The organism is Streptococcus sp. SS-4456 (assembly GCF_036680365.1).
Taxonomy (GTDB): domain Bacteria; phylum Bacillota; class Bacilli; order Lactobacillales; family Streptococcaceae; genus Streptococcus.
Map to the genome: position 1 here is coordinate 1 of NZ_JAVIHI010000047.1, position 13,950 is coordinate 13,950.

Sequence of the window (13,950 nt, forward strand, 5' to 3'; positions counted from 1 at the left end):
CTGTTCCCATGCCGAACACAGCAGTTAAGCCCTAGAACGCCTGAAGTAGTTGGGGGTTGCCCCCTGTGAGATACGGTAGTCGCTTAGCGAATAGGGAGTTTAGCTTAGTTGGAAGCGAGAGGAATTCGAGCTTTCAAGTTGGAGATGAGGAAAACGAAGTTTTCTCCATTGCCCAGCTGAGCTAAGTTCCACCCATTGGGAGTTTAGCTCAGCTGGGAGAGCATCTGCCTTACAAGCAGAGGGTCAGCGGTTCGATCCCGTTAACTCCCATTAAAAGCGGGTGTAGTTTAGTGGTAAAACTACAGCCTTCCAAGCTGTTGTCGCGAGTTCGATTCTCGTCACCCGCTTTGAACGATTGTTCATAAACCCAAACAGTTGTTTGGGCGCGTAGCTCAGATGGTTAGAGCGCACGCCTGATAAGCGTGAGGTCGGTGGTTCGATTCCACTCGTGCCCATTATAGATTATGGTCCGTTGGTCAAGGGGTTAAGACACCGCCTTTTCACGGCGGTAACACGGGTTCGAATCCCGTACGGACTATATATTTTTGGAGGATTACCCAAGTCCGGCTGAAGGGAACGGTCTTGAAAACCGTCAGGCGTGTAAAAGCGTGCGTGGGTTCGAATCCCACATCCTCCTTTTTATTGTCGCGGGATGGAGCAGCTAGGTAGCTCGTCGGGCTCATAACCCGAAGGTCGTAGGTTCAAATCCTGCTCCCGCAATATTCTTATGGCTCGGTAGCTCAGTTGGTAGAGCAATGGATTGAAGCTCCATGTGTCGGCGGTTCGATTCCGTCTCGCGCCATTAATTTAATATTTTGGAGAGATAGCGAAGTGGCTAAACGCGGCGGACTGTAAATCCGCTCCTTCGGGTTCGGGGGTTCGAATCCCTCTCTCTCCATACCTTTACGGGCATAGTTTAAAGGTAGAACTAAGGTCTCCAAAACCTTCAGTGTGGGTTCAATTCCTACTGCCCGTGTTTTATGGCGGGTGTGGTGAAGTGGTTAACACATCAGATTGTGGCTCTGACATTCGGGGGTTCGATTCCCCTCACTCGCCTATTTTAATATTGGGGTATCGCCAAGCGGTAAGGCAAGGGACTTTGACTCCCTCATGCGTTGGTTCGAATCCAGCTACCCCAGTTAAACTATATGCCGGCGTGGCGGAATTGGCAGACGCGCTGGACTCAAAATCCAGTGTCCGCAAGGACGTGCCGGTTCGACCCCGGCCGCCGGTATAGTTATAAAGACAAGGTTTCTAAGCCTTGTCTTTTGTTTTGTGCTTGTAGTTTCTCTTGTTTGAGTTACTAAAAATTACTATTTTTTTTGCATTGGACTTGCAATTTGAGAAATTTAGTGCTACACTATGGGTAGTCAAGATTGAACGAGATACGCTCTTTTTGAGAAAGGAGGTTTCGTAATGAGGAGCGTTCGAGCAAGATTGCATAGAGGTGCAATTGACATATTAGTAATTTTTGGAGGAAAAATTTATGCCACTTAGCCCAATACTTGTTAAAGATATCTGTGATGCTGTTTTGAACGATTGGAGACCAGAGTACGATTTTTTACCAGACCACTTTAGGTTACCACTAACAAAGTCTGACTTTTATAGTACTTCGTTTTATATTTTAAATAATAGAACCATTAGTGATTATATTAAAGAAAAAAATGAGGGGTCAAAATACTACTATGCTACGTTCAAAAGGAGGGCGGAGATTATTATTAGTAACAATATCTCAAACTTGGTTCTTGGCAACGTAGATAATACTACAATATTAAATGCATTGTCACAAGTTAATTCAAAAAATGTCAAGGCAGTAACTGAGTTTTTCATAGATAATGATAAATTTGATATTACATTATGGAGTGATTTTCTGCTTGAACATTATCAAATTTTAGGTATAGAATTTGCTGATGAAATTTTTTTGTTTTCTACCTTGTGCTATATCAGAAATATTATCAGTTTCTATGGATTGCTACCTTTTCAAGTTGAGTTTTCAATAGATGACGACTGTATCTTCTTCTATTGTGTGGATTTCGCTAATAAGAAGTTCACTTACTTTGTTAGTTTAACTAATCCTTTGGCATCACATTTTCTTAAGTAAATTTGAAGAGGTTACGACTAAAAGTCTTAACCTCTTTTTCTGTTTGACAGATTATAATATGTACACCTTGTTAGTTTTTAAAGCTCATGATTGTAGATACCTTCTGCCATGCTATTTAAATATAAGACTTCAAAATATTGCTTATATTTACTCATCGTAAAACCGAATTTATGTACGATAAGGAAGTCATCTAGTAGTTTTCGTTCATTTCTGTAAAATAAATTTCCATCTTGTATAATTCCAAATTCTTTTTTGTATTTTTCAATTTCGTTTAGGATGTATGTCTCATCTTCTTCAGATAGGTCTTGTTTTAGAAATATTACTACCTCTATATTATGTCTTTCTTTCCATACTTTTGGCTCGAATTCCATACGATTATATTCACCAATTGCAATATTATTAAATTGAAATATTTCAAAATACCTAGTATATCTTGAAACTCTTAGTGCAAAACTCACACTATAAGGGTAATCATCAAATTTCTTTACTTCATTTCTATAATATATATTTCCTTCCTGTATTATGCCGTAACGTTTACTCCTTTAATCATCTAATTTTATTTTTTTATACTTTACAAGATTATCGAAATACTGACCGTCTTTATAAACTTTGCTAGTGTATTCCGTTTCATATAGTACGACTGAACTATCATAGTTGAAAACTTCATAGGTGTAAAACTTATCTTCATCAGGCTTTTTCAAATTACGTGATGATAAATAGGCTTGTTTACCGAAATTTTCCAACAATTCTTGTCCAATTCCTTTTTCAAAATACTTAGTAACATATCGGCCACGATTTTCTTTGCTATCAACATCAACTTTATTTATCCGTACTGCTCCGTGTCCCCAAAGCTCTAATAGTTTCTTATGTGGAATATAGGGAACGCTGAAAAGTAGAATATGAGCATGCCATGCTCCACGTTTTTGCTTTTCTAATACTGCTATATATCTTAATTGGCTTTTCTTGGTTTTAAATATGTGATAGTTAAAGCGTTTGATAAATGTTTTGAGTAAGTCTTTGAATTCGTTTCTCTCGCTGATATTTTCTTTAGTGGTCAAGGTAAGAAAAGAAGTCGTATCATCAAAGTTACAGTCGACTAGTCGGAGTAAGCTCCACTTTGCTTCTAAGCGAGTTTTTTTCATGCGTTCAAGACGTTGTTCTTGTTCTTCTGGTGTTAGTTCGTCAAATGTTCTGCGTTTTGATTTTTCCTTGTTTTCAGTATTAGTATCTGTAATTGATTTTCCTTTTGAAAATATTGGCTTATCATATTCCCAAATTTCAATATAGGAAGAAGTGCGGACTATTTTTTTATTATATGAGGTCATAAAAAATAGTTCCTTTTTGATTGGCTTTCGCCAAAAGATTGTCTATATAATAAATAAACTAGGAGGAGCAAAGCTCCTCCCTACTTCTATCATGTGATCCTAAGCACCGCTCTGCTAAACACGCTTCCAGCTTGCCGACCTCCAGTCGGCAGTTTTGCCTAGGTACATGATTAGAAGTAGTTATGTATTATTGTTTAATGTTTCGGTTAAACTTATTGGACAAAAATCATTTACATCAACCCCTACGGTAACCCTCCTAGTAGTTATATGATTGAGTGACGGTATTATAACAAAGAACGGGTATGATATGACTTTTACCAACACAACCATCAATAAAATAATGACTTTTTTGGTCATAGTAGATTTTTCCAAGATAGCTTGGGTCATTTGCGACCTCTGAAGAAGCAATGTGTCCTGAAATAATATCCTTATAAAAATATCCGATACTTGCTGGAAATTTGTTAGTAAAAATATCAGGATTAGAATACAATTTCCAATTTTCTCCGAACTCTTCATCAACTCCACCATGGACAAATATTTGATTATCAGTCTCATAAAAACGTTCTGAATTAAAATATTTATTTCTAAACCAATCTACTATTGCAGGATATTCAGAAGTAACACAGTCTCTTATTTTCTTGTTAATTTGAACTAGGCATTCTTCATCAGATATAGAAAAATCTGATACAACTGTATCAACGATATTTTTTCGCTTATTCTGACCAATGAAACTAATTATAGTATCATAGGAAGTGTATTTAGAAGCTCCGTCTTCCTCAAATAGCCACTCAGAAAAATATTCTTCATGATTTCCTAATAAAGTGATAACCTGGTCAGGAAACTTTTTTTCTAGTTCGATGATTTTTGAGATAACTTGAAAAGATTGAGAACCGCCATCTATGTAGTCGCCAAGCAATATAAGTCGATTGTCCGTATCAGATAAATCCACTTTTGACAGGCTTTCAATAAATTCATCATAATGTCCATGAATATCGGACATGGCATAAATTTTAGACATAAAACCTCCTACTGAAATGACTTCTTACTCATTTCTTATCCATTCTTGAGTTTGCATCCACTTTAATATATCTTCAATTTGTTGAGGTTTGAACTTATATCCACCTTCCCAACTTAAATCTTCTTCAGCGATACGATGTAAAGAATGAAGGTCAATTTGGTGTGTGAACCTTATATAATTTGTATTTTCCCAATATTTAAGTGTATCAAACCAAATTCGTTTATTATTTGTATGAGGAGTATCATCAATAAAAAATATCATTACTTCTAATAAATCTTTTATTGCTTGTAATTCTGAATCGGAATATTTTCTAGGAGGATGAGAATAGGGGTTGACATCTTCAATCATTGGTTTCTCCTATCTAGCATTTAATGCGTAGACATAATTTAAGTAATTAGCAAAATCCCCCATTCGTTTTCTATCGTCATGAAACTTATCAAACCAAGTAGTATCTTTGCCATTGATTTGAGCCAAGCCCCTGATAGAAATAAGGTTATCTCTAATTCTGTTATGAATATTTCTTCTTGAATCATCAAGTGCATCTTGCTCTTCTTTTGCAAGTATTCGCCATTTTCCACGCATTTCGGCATACTTTGCGCTATATTCGATTAGTTCTTTCCAATATCCTTGAAATTCAGGATTATGGATGTTTGATGAATTTAAAAGTTCATCTAAAATTATTCCAGCCTGTTCAAAAGTTATGATTCCTTTGTCTTTTAGAAAATCGTTATAAGTAAAAATTTGCATTGTAAAACTCCTTTATATGTTTTTGTTATATTTTAACATAACTATTTTGTTACAGGTAAGACATCAGAGCAAGCAAACCAAAGATTGCCATTGAATTGTCCAACGTTCAAATCTTTAAGCGCAACAGGACAAGTCTTGTTGTTTGCCATTTCTTGAACAGAAGCAGTAGGGGTTAAAGTGTTGACTTTGACTTGAATCATTTCCATAAAGAAATCTGAGGTTTCATCTTGAATTGATACATTGAGCCGTAAAGCTATTGGTTTATTTGTTTCTCTGTCTAAGACCTCAGTATATCCTTTTACGGCAAAGAAGCGATTACCAAGGAGTTCAGGTTTCAAAAAATCATTTAGTTTCATAATAGTTTCCTTTCTTATCATCGCTGAGCGATGAGGAACCGATATTTCTACTGTAAATCTTACGAATTTCAGTAAAAATATCGATTGCAATTAGTTGGTTTCCTCTAAATATAATTGTAGTTCGCTTATAAAATTAAATTGTTTGGTATCTAAGTAGGGGCTTTCCCAGTATTGAGCGTTTTCCCTACCTGACCCCTGCATATAAAGATAGCCAGCTCCCTTTACTTCAATAGGTTTCAAATTGTCAGGAGTAGCAGAGCCAAAGACCATTCTATAACCTTCATTAGAATTGGCACCAAGAGCGATTCTCAATCCCAAGTTATCTCTAAGGTCAGTATTTAAGGTTTCGGCTCTCATTTGTTGGGCTGCTACAAGGATAAATATACCTGATTGCCTTCCGAGTAAAATAATTTGTTTAATTCCGTCCATAACTTCGGCAATAATTTCTCTTGATTTTTTATCTGTCCCTGACGCTTGAAATGCCCCCATTTCATCAAAAATCAGCCATAGAGGTTTAAAGCCATGGTCTGCAAAGTTTGAGCCGTATAGAAAGTTATCACGCATATATTGATATCGTTCCTGCATTTCTTCGACTACTAAACGGACAATACGAGCGATATTATTAGGAGTGGTTGCTACATATTTTTCTCCAAAGTAGTGTGACAAGCTACCTAGGTCAGAATTTTTAGGGTCTGCTATGTAGATAGTTGACTGTCGTTTGAGAAGTTCTAAAATCAAGAAAGTAATAAAAACTGACTTTCCACTTCCTGTACCTCCTGAAACCAAAATGTGAGGGCATTTTACAGGGTCATAGATTATTCCGTATCCTAAATCAATATTATGGTTGTTAATCAGTTGTTTTTGACTGTGAGATTGTAAAGTTAATCTTTCTGGTTTTTTGTAGTAAAAGTGGTACTCTACAAAACTAGGACGGATAATTTTCTCGTCTAATTCAAGTTCGAGAACTCCAGCAAGGACATCATCAAGTGACTGTACTTTTTTGCTAAATTCATCGCCTGTAATCAGAGCTTTGATAAGTACGTGACCCTTTTGCCTATCTAGCTCATATTCTAAGGTTGCACTTCTAATAATTTTTTCATGCCCTGTACTATCTTTTTGAGCAGTATAAAGTCGGTTAGTATATAGCACATACAATAAACTTTCTCTAATTATTAAATAAAAATCTAGGTTATATCTGAAAGATTTTAATTCAAGGTGGATTTTATATATAACAAAGCCACTTAGTAAGAAGAATGGGATTTGAAGAAAAGCAGGTGCCCTAATATTTACGATAATAGTAAATAGAGTACAGACCGTCAGTCCTAGTATCAACCAATGGACTACTCTTAATCGGCGACTTGAAATAATGTAATTTCTTGTTAAATCTGCTATATGTTTCAGTCTAATCATAAAATCACCTCTCTAACTATTAAAGTGAGATAGTTGCTGATAAAATCGCATGATCTGGGTAGCCTACTTGGCTTTTATAATCAGGATTTTTTATGAATTTCCAGGAATAAGTTTCATTTGATATAGGAACATTAGCAAAAATATGGTCTAATTTACAATACTTCCAAGAATTTACATCTGATGGAGTATATGCAGTTAAACCTGATTCACTCATTTCTTTGACAAGTAATGGATAAGAGTAAAATTCCCTAGCTTTTCCTTGGTAGGAATAAACATCATCGGTTTGTTTGAAGAAGCCATTATTAAAGTCGCCTAGAACTATTGTGTTGTCTTGCCTTAAGGGTAAATTTGCAATTAGATTATCTAACTGTATTTTGCGTTCTTTAAAATCTTTAATAACATCTTTTCCACCAATTTTTATACGAGTACCGATAATATTTAACTCTTTACCAAATATATTTACTGTAACTCGCAAAAAATTTGGATTACTATCATCATTATCAATGGTAGTGAATTTACTATCAGAAATTAAAGAACTTTTAATAGCTATTAGAATTTCATTTCCAAAATCAAGAGTACAGTCATCTATAAAAATTTCATAGCCAATATCTTGTAATCTGGTACAGAATAAATTATGTTTTTCAGTCTTTACATACTCTGTTAGACATATAATATCTGTGTCTAATTGTTTAAGTTCAGTTACAACCATATCAGGAATTTGTTCTCCAATCCCTGAGCGTTGGTTGATATTCCAAGTGGAAATCGTAAGTTGTGTCATAATAATAAACCTTTCTATTAGTAAATCAGCAAGAGGGGGAAATCTCCTCCTAGTCGTTTAGTCCGTCAAAAATTTCTCCTTGTTCGTCCTCATCATAATAGCTTTCCAATTCTTCGTAGAAGTAATCTAAAGTTTCTTGGTCAATTTCAAACATGAACCCACCTCGTTCTAATAAAATTAAAGCCAAAACAATTATTCATTTTTGACTACCTATTGATTTAAAATTATAATAGATGAAATAAACATCTATTATAAATAAATATCTGTGCCTTGCTTTTCTAGTTTGTAAGCTTTCAAAATCATTCGAATAATAAATGAACGGTAGACGGTTCTTTTCATTTTTAACACTTTATTGAAATGGTCTCTGATTTCATACATTATATTGATTGTTTCTTCGGTTAAATTAAGAGTTGTAGGATTGACAGAAGTATAATCCGCTAAAATATCATCAAATTCAGGTTCATTTTGAACAAACTTCCAATTTACTTTTTGAAAATTTTGTTTAAAATGTTCAAAAATCTCATCCAGAATTACTCCAGAGGTTTTTTCTTCCCCTTGCTTTAGATATTCTAATTTTAATTCCTCCAAAACGATACGACCTTCTTTAGATAATCTCATTTGAATCCTCATTAAGAATCCCTCTTTCTAAAAAGTTTTTAATGCGTTGAGCATTGACTACCCATAGTATAGCACTAAATTTTTCATATGGCAAGCAAAAAATAAAAAATATTAAGTTAAAGATAGCCCTTAGTATGTGATTGATAATTATTTACAGGGAGGTTATAATAAATTCAACACATAGTAAAATAATAATTGGAAAGTGAGACCAAATGGGATATTGGGATGATGTAATTCAATGGGTTGAGGAATGGAGACCTGTTAATTATTCAGTTACGGAACAGGAAGATTTTGAAACAGTAAAACAAAGAGCGATTAGAGATTTTCAACATTATCTAAAATTACTTGATGAAGGCACTGAAGAAGGTCGCCAAGAAGTTATAAGGTCATTTACATTTAGCAAATTCTATGGAGAAAAGCTGAGTTACGATGAAGAACTTCACAAACTAAGCAAAGAGATAAGAGGACGATTGAAGCAATCTAGTTCCTAAAAAGTTACTAAAAATAAAAAATTCCACCGTTTTTGCGATAGAAGTAGTTGCTTATAATACTGATTTTACTGGGTTTTCATTCTCACAAACCCTCAAGAGCCAAACTCAAAATCCAGTGTCCGCAAGGACGTGCCGGTTCGACCCCGGCCGCCGGTATAGTTGAAAAAGACAAGGTTTCTTAGCCTTGTCTTTTGTTTTGTGCTTTTCATTTCCTTCTTTAAGGGGCTCTTTGTCAACTGTAGTGAGGAGATGTGTGCCAACATTTATAGGTTGTTTTATCTGCCATTAGTTTGATCTGAAAAATTATAGAGCGAAGGGTTTGGTTAGTCAGTAGTAGGAGCTAAAGATATCTATTGTAGGGCTGTTATAAATTATGAGGTGATATATAGGATTGCGTTCGTTATATGTAGTTGAAATTTTGTAAATAATTTTCATATTTCCTTGTCTTTTCTTTTTTTCTATGATATACTTAACAAGTTAATTAAGGAGTTAAGGGAATTGTATGAGTCATCTTGCATCACAGATTGAAAAATATTTACATGAAATTGTTTTAAGCTCTGAGAACCAATTAGAGATTTTAGTTGGTACTTGTCAGAGTTCAGTCAAATTAACAAATACGCAAGAGCATATTTTGATGTTGATTGAAAAGGCTGCCTATACCAATACGGAAATTGCTAAGGAACTGAATGTTAGTCAGGCTGCAATTACCAAAGCAACAAAAGCTTTGGTGACGCAGGGACTTTTGGTTGCCGTAAGGGATAAGAAGGATGCTCGTGTTGTGCGTTTTAGTTTGACAGAAGCAGCTAAGCCAATCGCGGCTGAACATGCCCATCATCACGCTCATACTTTGGAGGCTTATGAGCACTTGTTGTCGCGTTACAGTGAGAGTGAACAAGAAGTCATTAGTCGCTTTATGAATGATTTAGTGGAGAAAATTAGAAGATAGATGAGATATATAAGTGTGGAGGATTTATCCTTCTATTATGATAAGGAACCTGTATTGGAACATATCCATTACCACTTGGATAGTGGGGAGTTTGTTACTCTAACCGGAGAAAATGGAGCTGCTAAGACAACTTTGATAAAGGCTACCTTGGGTATTCTAAAGCCTAGGATTGGAAAAGTGACCTTTGCAGAGAAAAGTGTTAAGGGCAAAAAGTTGCGCATGGCCTATTTGCCTCAGCAGATTGCTAGCTTTAATGCTGGTTTTCCGAGCACGGTTTATGAATTTGTAAAATCAGGTCGCTATCCACGTCAGGGTTGGTTTCGTCGGCTCACTGGACATGATGAGGAACATATTCGGATTAGTTTGGAAGCAGTAGGTATGTGGGAACACAGGGATAAGAAATTGGGGTCTTTGAGCGGGGGACAGAAACAACGTGCTGTCATTGCCCGAATGTTTGCTTCGGATCCGGATATTTTTATCCTAGATGAGCCAACAACGGGTATGGATGCTGGAACCAAGGATGCTTTTTACCAACTCATGCACCATTCTGCTAAGAAGCATGGTAAGGCTGTTCTAATGATTACGCATGATCCGGACGAACTGAATCAGTATGCAGACCGAAATATTCACCTGGTACGTGATCAGGCTTCTCCTTGGCGTTGTTTTAACGTCCACGAAGCGGATGAGGAGGTGTCCAATGCTTGATTTATCTGTTTTCAACTATGATTTCATGCAAAGGGCCGTTCTAGCCATTATAGCCATGAGCTTGTTTTCGCCTGTTCTGGGAGTTTTTCTCATCTTGAGAAGGCAGAGTCTAATGTCGGATACTCTCAGTCACGTTTCCTTGGCTGGTGTGGCTTTTGGTCTTGTTTTGGGGATTTCTCCAACGCTTTCGACGGTTCTGATTGTCATTGTGGCAGCGGTATTTCTGGAATACCTGCGGACCATTTATAAAAACTTTATGGAAATCGGGACGGCTATTCTCATGTCGACAGGCTTAGCTATTTCCTTAATTGTTATGAATAAATCGGGTGGGAAGTCGGGTCTTAGTCTAGAACAATATCTGTTTGGTTCAATTGTGACCATTAGTCAAGAGCAGGTATTTGCCTTATTTGCTATCGCTGTGATTGTTATTGTATTGACCTTGCTGTTTCTACGGCCTATGTATATTTTGACCTTTGATGAAGATACAGCTTTTGTGGATGGCTTACCTGTGCGGGCTATGTCCATTGCTTTTAATGTGGTGACTGGTGTCGCCATTGCTCTTATGATCCCTGCAGCGGGTGCCTTGTTGGTGTCGACCATTATGGTTTTACCGGCCTCCATTGCCCTTCGCTTAGGAAAGAGTTTTAAGGCAGTTATCTTGATCGGTATGCTGGTTGGTTTCTTGGGAATGGTGACAGGCTTGTTGACATCTTACTATGCAGAAACGCCTGCTAGTGCAAGCATTACCTTGATTTTTATCAGTATTTTCTTACTGGTGAATGTGATGCAAAAATTAAAAAAATAGGAGTATATATGAAAAAAATTGGTTTGTTATTCTTGTCTGCTTCAGCCTTCTTGTTAGCTGCTTGTGGCAATAGCACAGCTTCTCAGGAAGATGGCAAGTTGGATATCGTCACGACTTTTTATCCTGTTTACGAATTCACGAAACAGGTAACAGGTGATGAAGCCAATGTAGAGTTGTTGATTAAAGCAGGGACAGAGGTTCATGGTTATGAGCCTTCAGCTAAAGATATTGCCCGTATCCAAGAGGCAGATGCATTTATTTATGAGAATGAAAACATGGAAACGTGGGTCCATGATATTGAAGATTCGGTGGATACAGAGAAAGTAGATGTTATCAGTGCAACTGAGGGAATGTTGCTCTTGCCTGGTGGAGAAGAGGGGCACGAGGAGCATGATCATAGTGAGGAAGGACATAGCCATGCTTATGATCCGCATGTATGGTTGTCCCCAGAACGTGCCATCACACTTGTAGAGAATATCCGTGATAGTTTGATTGCAAATTACCCGGATAAGAAGGCTGTTTTTGAGAAAAATGCTGCTGCCTATATTGAAAAGTTAGAGGCTCTACATTCTCAATATACTGAAACCTTGTCAGTGGCTAAGCAAAAATACTTTGTAACTCAACACACTGCCTTTGCATACTTGGCTTTGGATTATGGCTTGAAACAAGTTTCTATTACAGGTGTTGCTGCGGATGAAGATCCAACTCCGACTCGTTTGGCTGAATTGACTGAATATATCAAGCAATATGGTATTAAGTATATCTACTTTGAAGAAAATGCCTCAAAATCTGTAGCTGAAACACTTGCCAAAGAAACAGGTGTTCAACTGGATGTCTTAAATCCTCTTGAAAGTTTGACGGACGAGGCGATGAAAAATGGCGAAGATTATATTTCTGTAATGGAGGATAATCTAGTAGCACTTGAAAAGACTACTTCCCAAGCTGGTTCTGAAATTTTGCCAGAAGAGGGAGAGGTAACAAATAAAACTGTTTATAATGGTTATTTTGAAGATAGCGCTGTGAAAGATCGGACTTTGTCAGATTATGCTGGCGAATGGCAGTCTGTTTACCCATATTTGCTTGATGGCACGTTTGACCAGGTTTGGGACTACAAGGCTAAGCTCAAAGGTGGTATGACAGCTGAAGAATACAAGACTTATTACGATACTGGCTACAAGACAGATGTCAATCAGATCAACATCACAGACAATACCATGGAATTTGTAGTGGGTGACAAGTCTTATAAATATACTTACAAGTAAGTTGGGTACGAGATTTTGACCTATAAGAAAGGTAACCGTGGTGTTCGTTTCTTGTTTGAAGCAACGGATGCTAACGCTGGTGACTACAAGTATGTGCAATTCAGCGACCACAATATCGCACCTGTAAAAACAGGTCACTTCCATATCTACTTTGGCGGAGAGAGCCAGGAAAAACTGTTGGAAGAATTGGAAAACTGGCCGACTTACTATCCAGTTGGTTTGACTGGTTTGGAAATTGGTCAGGAAATGCTGGCTCACTAACATATGAAAATAGACCGAGTATCTTGCTCGGTCTTTCTTCTTGACATTTTTTGACTACAAATGTAAACTGATTGTAGAAATGTGATTGGAGGTGAGTTTGTGGAGCAGACGATATCTGCTGCGGAGTGGCAGGTCATGCGGGTCTTATGGGCTCGGCCTGGTGCAACTTCGCAGGAAATTATTCAGGCTTTACAGGAGGGTTTTGATTGGCAGGCAACGACCATTAAGACACTCTTGGGGCGGCTGCGGAAGAAAGACTATCTGAGAATGGCCAAGGAAACCAGCAAATATCACTATTATCCGCTGATTAGTGAAGAGGAACATTTGCAGGCGCAGGTGGAGCTCTTACTGGCTACCATATGTTCCACCAAACAGGGACAGCTGGTCGAAAGCTTGTTAGACACAGGGACATTTTCTAAAAAAAGCCTAGAAAATCTGGCTAGCAAAATTTCTCAGCTACAAAAGACTGCACCTGAGCAAATCGCTTGTCAGTGCTTGGCGGGGCAATGTACCTGCGGGCATCATCATATTCTTCGAAAATCAACCTCAGACCTTGTTGACTTGACTTGATGAGTGTAAAGCTCCTGTGGAGCTTTACAGCCTACTACCTGAAAATGCGAAAGTAGTAGGGTTCTATCTGCTCTTGAGAAACGAAGACGTTCGTCCAATTTCCAACCTCCAAAGGTTCCCCGAACCTTTTTGTAGCGAACAGGTTCGCTTTATTTCCAACCTTCAAAGGTTCCCCGAACCTTTGAAGCTAGTCTGAACCTGATTTTCATTGAGTATAAAAAAGGAGAAAAAAGATGAAGCAAACCTTGAAATTGAAAAACTTATCGTGCCAAAACTGTGTCAAGCATGTGACCAATCACCTCTTGGATTTGGACGGAGTGGAAGAGGTGAACATCCAGCTGGAAGAGCAGCTGGCGGAGATAGAGACTTCTGTGACCTATGACTGGGAAGGTTATCAAGAGGCTTTGGAAGATACTATCTATGAAGTAGAAGAGTTGGTGTAAATAAAAAGCAGCTGTTGGGCTGCTTTCAGACTGAAGACAAAGTCCTTAGAATTTATTTTCTAAGGGCTTTTCTTCGTATTTAGGAGTATAATATAATAAAAAGGACTTGTGAGG

At 37.3% G+C, this 13,950-nt stretch carries 16 protein-coding genes, 12 tRNA genes, 1 rRNA gene and 1 pseudogene; 21 read left to right on the forward strand and 9 right to left on the reverse strand.

What is annotated here, in order from left to right; genetic code table 11:
* The 14 genes from rrf to RFK25_RS10075 form a co-directional block, all read left to right on the forward strand.
* Nucleotides 1-88: ribosomal RNA gene (rrf, locus tag RFK25_RS10010) — 5S ribosomal RNA — on the forward strand; the annotation flags it as partial.
* Between the two features lie 109 nt (nucleotides 89-197).
* Nucleotides 198-270: transfer RNA gene (locus RFK25_RS10015), tRNA-Val, on the forward strand.
* 6 nt (nucleotides 271-276) lie between these two features.
* A tRNA-Gly gene (locus tag RFK25_RS10020) sits at nucleotides 277-347 on the forward strand.
* Between the two features lie 34 nt (nucleotides 348-381).
* A tRNA-Ile gene (locus tag RFK25_RS10025) sits at nucleotides 382-455 on the forward strand.
* Between the two features lie 11 nt (nucleotides 456-466).
* Nucleotides 467-538, forward strand: a tRNA-Glu gene (locus tag RFK25_RS10030).
* A gap of 9 nt (nucleotides 539-547) precedes the next feature.
* Nucleotides 548-637, forward strand: a tRNA-Ser gene (locus RFK25_RS10035).
* Between the two features lie 9 nt (nucleotides 638-646).
* Nucleotides 647-720, forward strand: a tRNA-Met gene (locus RFK25_RS10040).
* A gap of 9 nt (nucleotides 721-729) precedes the next feature.
* A tRNA-Phe gene (locus RFK25_RS10045) sits at nucleotides 730-802 on the forward strand.
* Nucleotides 803-817: 15 nt separating this feature from the next.
* Nucleotides 818-898 (forward strand) — tRNA-Tyr (locus RFK25_RS10050).
* Nucleotides 899-905: 7 nt separating this feature from the next.
* Nucleotides 906-976, forward strand: a tRNA-Trp gene (locus RFK25_RS10055).
* Between the two features lie 7 nt (nucleotides 977-983).
* Nucleotides 984-1,056: transfer RNA gene (locus tag RFK25_RS10060), tRNA-His, on the forward strand.
* Between the two features lie 11 nt (nucleotides 1,057-1,067).
* A tRNA-Gln gene (locus RFK25_RS10065) sits at nucleotides 1,068-1,139 on the forward strand.
* A gap of 11 nt (nucleotides 1,140-1,150) precedes the next feature.
* Nucleotides 1,151-1,234, forward strand: a tRNA-Leu gene (locus RFK25_RS10070).
* Nucleotides 1,235-1,486: 252 nt separating this feature from the next.
* A complete protein-coding gene (locus tag RFK25_RS10075) occupies nucleotides 1,487-2,101 on the forward strand; it encodes a hypothetical protein (RefSeq protein WP_332413280.1) in 615 nt (204 codons plus the stop codon).
* Between the two features lie 77 nt (nucleotides 2,102-2,178).
* Here RFK25_RS10075 and RFK25_RS10080 read toward each other — a convergent pair whose 3' ends face one another.
* From RFK25_RS10080 to RFK25_RS10120, 9 genes are all read right to left on the reverse strand, one after another.
* On the reverse strand, nucleotides 2,179-2,559 hold the full coding sequence (locus RFK25_RS10080; protein ID WP_332413282.1) for a hypothetical protein: 381 nt from the start codon (nucleotides 2,557-2,559) through the stop codon (nucleotides 2,179-2,181).
* 84 nt (nucleotides 2,560-2,643) lie between these two features.
* A complete protein-coding gene (locus RFK25_RS10085; protein ID WP_004195527.1) occupies nucleotides 2,644-3,426 on the reverse strand; it encodes a rolling circle replication-associated protein in 783 nt (260 codons plus the stop codon).
* Nucleotides 3,427-3,682: 256 nt separating this feature from the next.
* Nucleotides 3,683-4,444, reverse strand: coding sequence for a metallophosphoesterase (locus tag RFK25_RS10090; protein ID WP_105150240.1), 762 nt, complete (start codon nucleotides 4,442-4,444; stop codon nucleotides 3,683-3,685).
* A gap of 24 nt (nucleotides 4,445-4,468) precedes the next feature.
* Nucleotides 4,469-4,792: a hypothetical protein gene (locus RFK25_RS10095; RefSeq protein WP_099811575.1), complete on the reverse strand. Its 324-nt coding sequence runs from the start codon at nucleotides 4,790-4,792 to the stop codon at nucleotides 4,469-4,471.
* Between the two features lie 9 nt (nucleotides 4,793-4,801).
* On the reverse strand, nucleotides 4,802-5,191 hold the full coding sequence (locus RFK25_RS10100; RefSeq protein WP_099811573.1) for a hypothetical protein: 390 nt from the start codon (nucleotides 5,189-5,191) through the stop codon (nucleotides 4,802-4,804).
* A gap of 41 nt (nucleotides 5,192-5,232) precedes the next feature.
* Nucleotides 5,233-5,547, reverse strand: coding sequence for a hypothetical protein (locus RFK25_RS10105; RefSeq protein WP_004195544.1), 315 nt, complete (start codon nucleotides 5,545-5,547; stop codon nucleotides 5,233-5,235).
* A 90-nt stretch (nucleotides 5,548-5,637) separates the two neighbouring features.
* A complete protein-coding gene (locus RFK25_RS10110) occupies nucleotides 5,638-6,957 on the reverse strand; it encodes an FtsK/SpoIIIE domain-containing protein (protein ID WP_105150242.1) in 1,320 nt (439 codons plus the stop codon).
* 19 nt (nucleotides 6,958-6,976) lie between these two features.
* Nucleotides 6,977-7,735 carry an endonuclease/exonuclease/phosphatase family protein gene (locus RFK25_RS10115; RefSeq protein WP_332413285.1) on the reverse strand — a complete coding sequence of 253 codons (759 nt, stop codon included), beginning with the start codon at nucleotides 7,733-7,735 and terminating at the stop codon, nucleotides 6,977-6,979.
* Nucleotides 7,736-7,984: 249 nt separating this feature from the next.
* Nucleotides 7,985-8,353, reverse strand: a complete 369-nt coding sequence (locus RFK25_RS10120) for a hypothetical protein (RefSeq protein ID WP_044760343.1) — start codon at nucleotides 8,351-8,353, stop codon at nucleotides 7,985-7,987.
* 212 nt (nucleotides 8,354-8,565) lie between these two features.
* On the opposite strand from RFK25_RS10120, the gene RFK25_RS10125 reads away from it, so the two are divergent.
* From RFK25_RS10125 to RFK25_RS10155, 7 genes and pseudogenes are all read left to right on the forward strand, one after another.
* The gene (locus tag RFK25_RS10125) at nucleotides 8,566-8,844 is read left to right on the forward strand and encodes a hypothetical protein (protein ID WP_099811567.1); all 279 of its coding nucleotides are present in this window, start codon (nucleotides 8,566-8,568) and stop codon (nucleotides 8,842-8,844) included.
* 502 nt (nucleotides 8,845-9,346) lie between these two features.
* Nucleotides 9,347-9,790, forward strand: coding sequence for a zinc-dependent MarR family transcriptional regulator (locus tag RFK25_RS10130; RefSeq protein WP_332413286.1), 444 nt, complete (start codon nucleotides 9,347-9,349; stop codon nucleotides 9,788-9,790).
* Entirely contained in the window at nucleotides 9,791-10,495 is a 705-nt protein-coding gene (locus tag RFK25_RS10135; protein ID WP_332413287.1) for a metal ABC transporter ATP-binding protein, read from the forward strand.
* The gene (locus RFK25_RS10140; RefSeq protein WP_332413288.1) at nucleotides 10,488-11,300 is read left to right on the forward strand and encodes a metal ABC transporter permease; all 813 of its coding nucleotides are present in this window, start codon (nucleotides 10,488-10,490) and stop codon (nucleotides 11,298-11,300) included. The genes RFK25_RS10135 and RFK25_RS10140 overlap by 8 nt, the downstream gene beginning before the upstream one ends.
* 8 nt (nucleotides 11,301-11,308) lie before the next feature.
* Nucleotides 11,309-12,823: pseudogene (locus RFK25_RS10145) on the forward strand (metal ABC transporter solute-binding protein, Zn/Mn family).
* Nucleotides 12,824-12,922: 99 nt separating this feature from the next.
* Nucleotides 12,923-13,393, forward strand: coding sequence for a CopY/TcrY family copper transport repressor (locus tag RFK25_RS10150; RefSeq protein WP_332413289.1), 471 nt, complete (start codon nucleotides 12,923-12,925; stop codon nucleotides 13,391-13,393).
* Nucleotides 13,394-13,626: 233 nt separating this feature from the next.
* Nucleotides 13,627-13,836 carry a heavy-metal-associated domain-containing protein gene (locus RFK25_RS10155; protein ID WP_332413290.1) on the forward strand — a complete coding sequence of 70 codons (210 nt, stop codon included), beginning with the start codon at nucleotides 13,627-13,629 and terminating at the stop codon, nucleotides 13,834-13,836.
* Nucleotides 13,837-13,950 lie beyond the last annotated feature (114 nt).

Excerpts from the sequence above, each read along its gene's own strand:
- RFK25_RS10105 (WP_004195544.1), bottom strand. The coding sequence starts at position 5,547 with ATGAAACTAAATGATTTTTTGAAACCTGAACTCCTTGGTAATCGCTTC.
- RFK25_RS10125 (WP_099811567.1), top strand. The coding sequence starts at position 8,566 with ATGGGATATTGGGATGATGTAATTCAATGGGTTGAGGAATGGAGACCT.
- RFK25_RS10135 (WP_332413287.1), top strand. The coding sequence starts at position 9,791 with ATGAGATATATAAGTGTGGAGGATTTATCCTTCTATTATGATAAGGAA.
- RFK25_RS10130 (WP_332413286.1), top strand. The coding sequence starts at position 9,347 with ATGAGTCATCTTGCATCACAGATTGAAAAATATTTACATGAAATTGTT.
- RFK25_RS10110 (WP_105150242.1), bottom strand. The coding sequence starts at position 6,957 with ATGATTAGACTGAAACATATAGCAGATTTAACAAGAAATTACATTATT.
- RFK25_RS10100 (WP_099811573.1), bottom strand. The coding sequence starts at position 5,191 with ATGCAAATTTTTACTTATAACGATTTTCTAAAAGACAAAGGAATCATA.
- RFK25_RS10120 (WP_044760343.1), bottom strand. The coding sequence starts at position 8,353 with ATGAGATTATCTAAAGAAGGTCGTATCGTTTTGGAGGAATTAAAATTA.
- RFK25_RS10140 (WP_332413288.1), top strand. The coding sequence starts at position 10,488 with ATGCTTGATTTATCTGTTTTCAACTATGATTTCATGCAAAGGGCCGTT.
- RFK25_RS10115 (WP_332413285.1), bottom strand. The coding sequence starts at position 7,735 with ATGACACAACTTACGATTTCCACTTGGAATATCAACCAACGCTCAGGG.
- RFK25_RS10090 (WP_105150240.1), bottom strand. The coding sequence starts at position 4,444 with ATGTCTAAAATTTATGCCATGTCCGATATTCATGGACATTATGATGAA.
- RFK25_RS10085 (WP_004195527.1), bottom strand. The coding sequence starts at position 3,426 with ATGACCTCATATAATAAAAAAATAGTCCGCACTTCTTCCTATATTGAA.
- RFK25_RS10095 (WP_099811575.1), bottom strand. The coding sequence starts at position 4,792 with ATGATTGAAGATGTCAACCCCTATTCTCATCCTCCTAGAAAATATTCC.
- RFK25_RS10075 (WP_332413280.1), top strand. The coding sequence starts at position 1,487 with ATGCCACTTAGCCCAATACTTGTTAAAGATATCTGTGATGCTGTTTTG.
- RFK25_RS10155 (WP_332413290.1), top strand. The coding sequence starts at position 13,627 with ATGAAGCAAACCTTGAAATTGAAAAACTTATCGTGCCAAAACTGTGTC.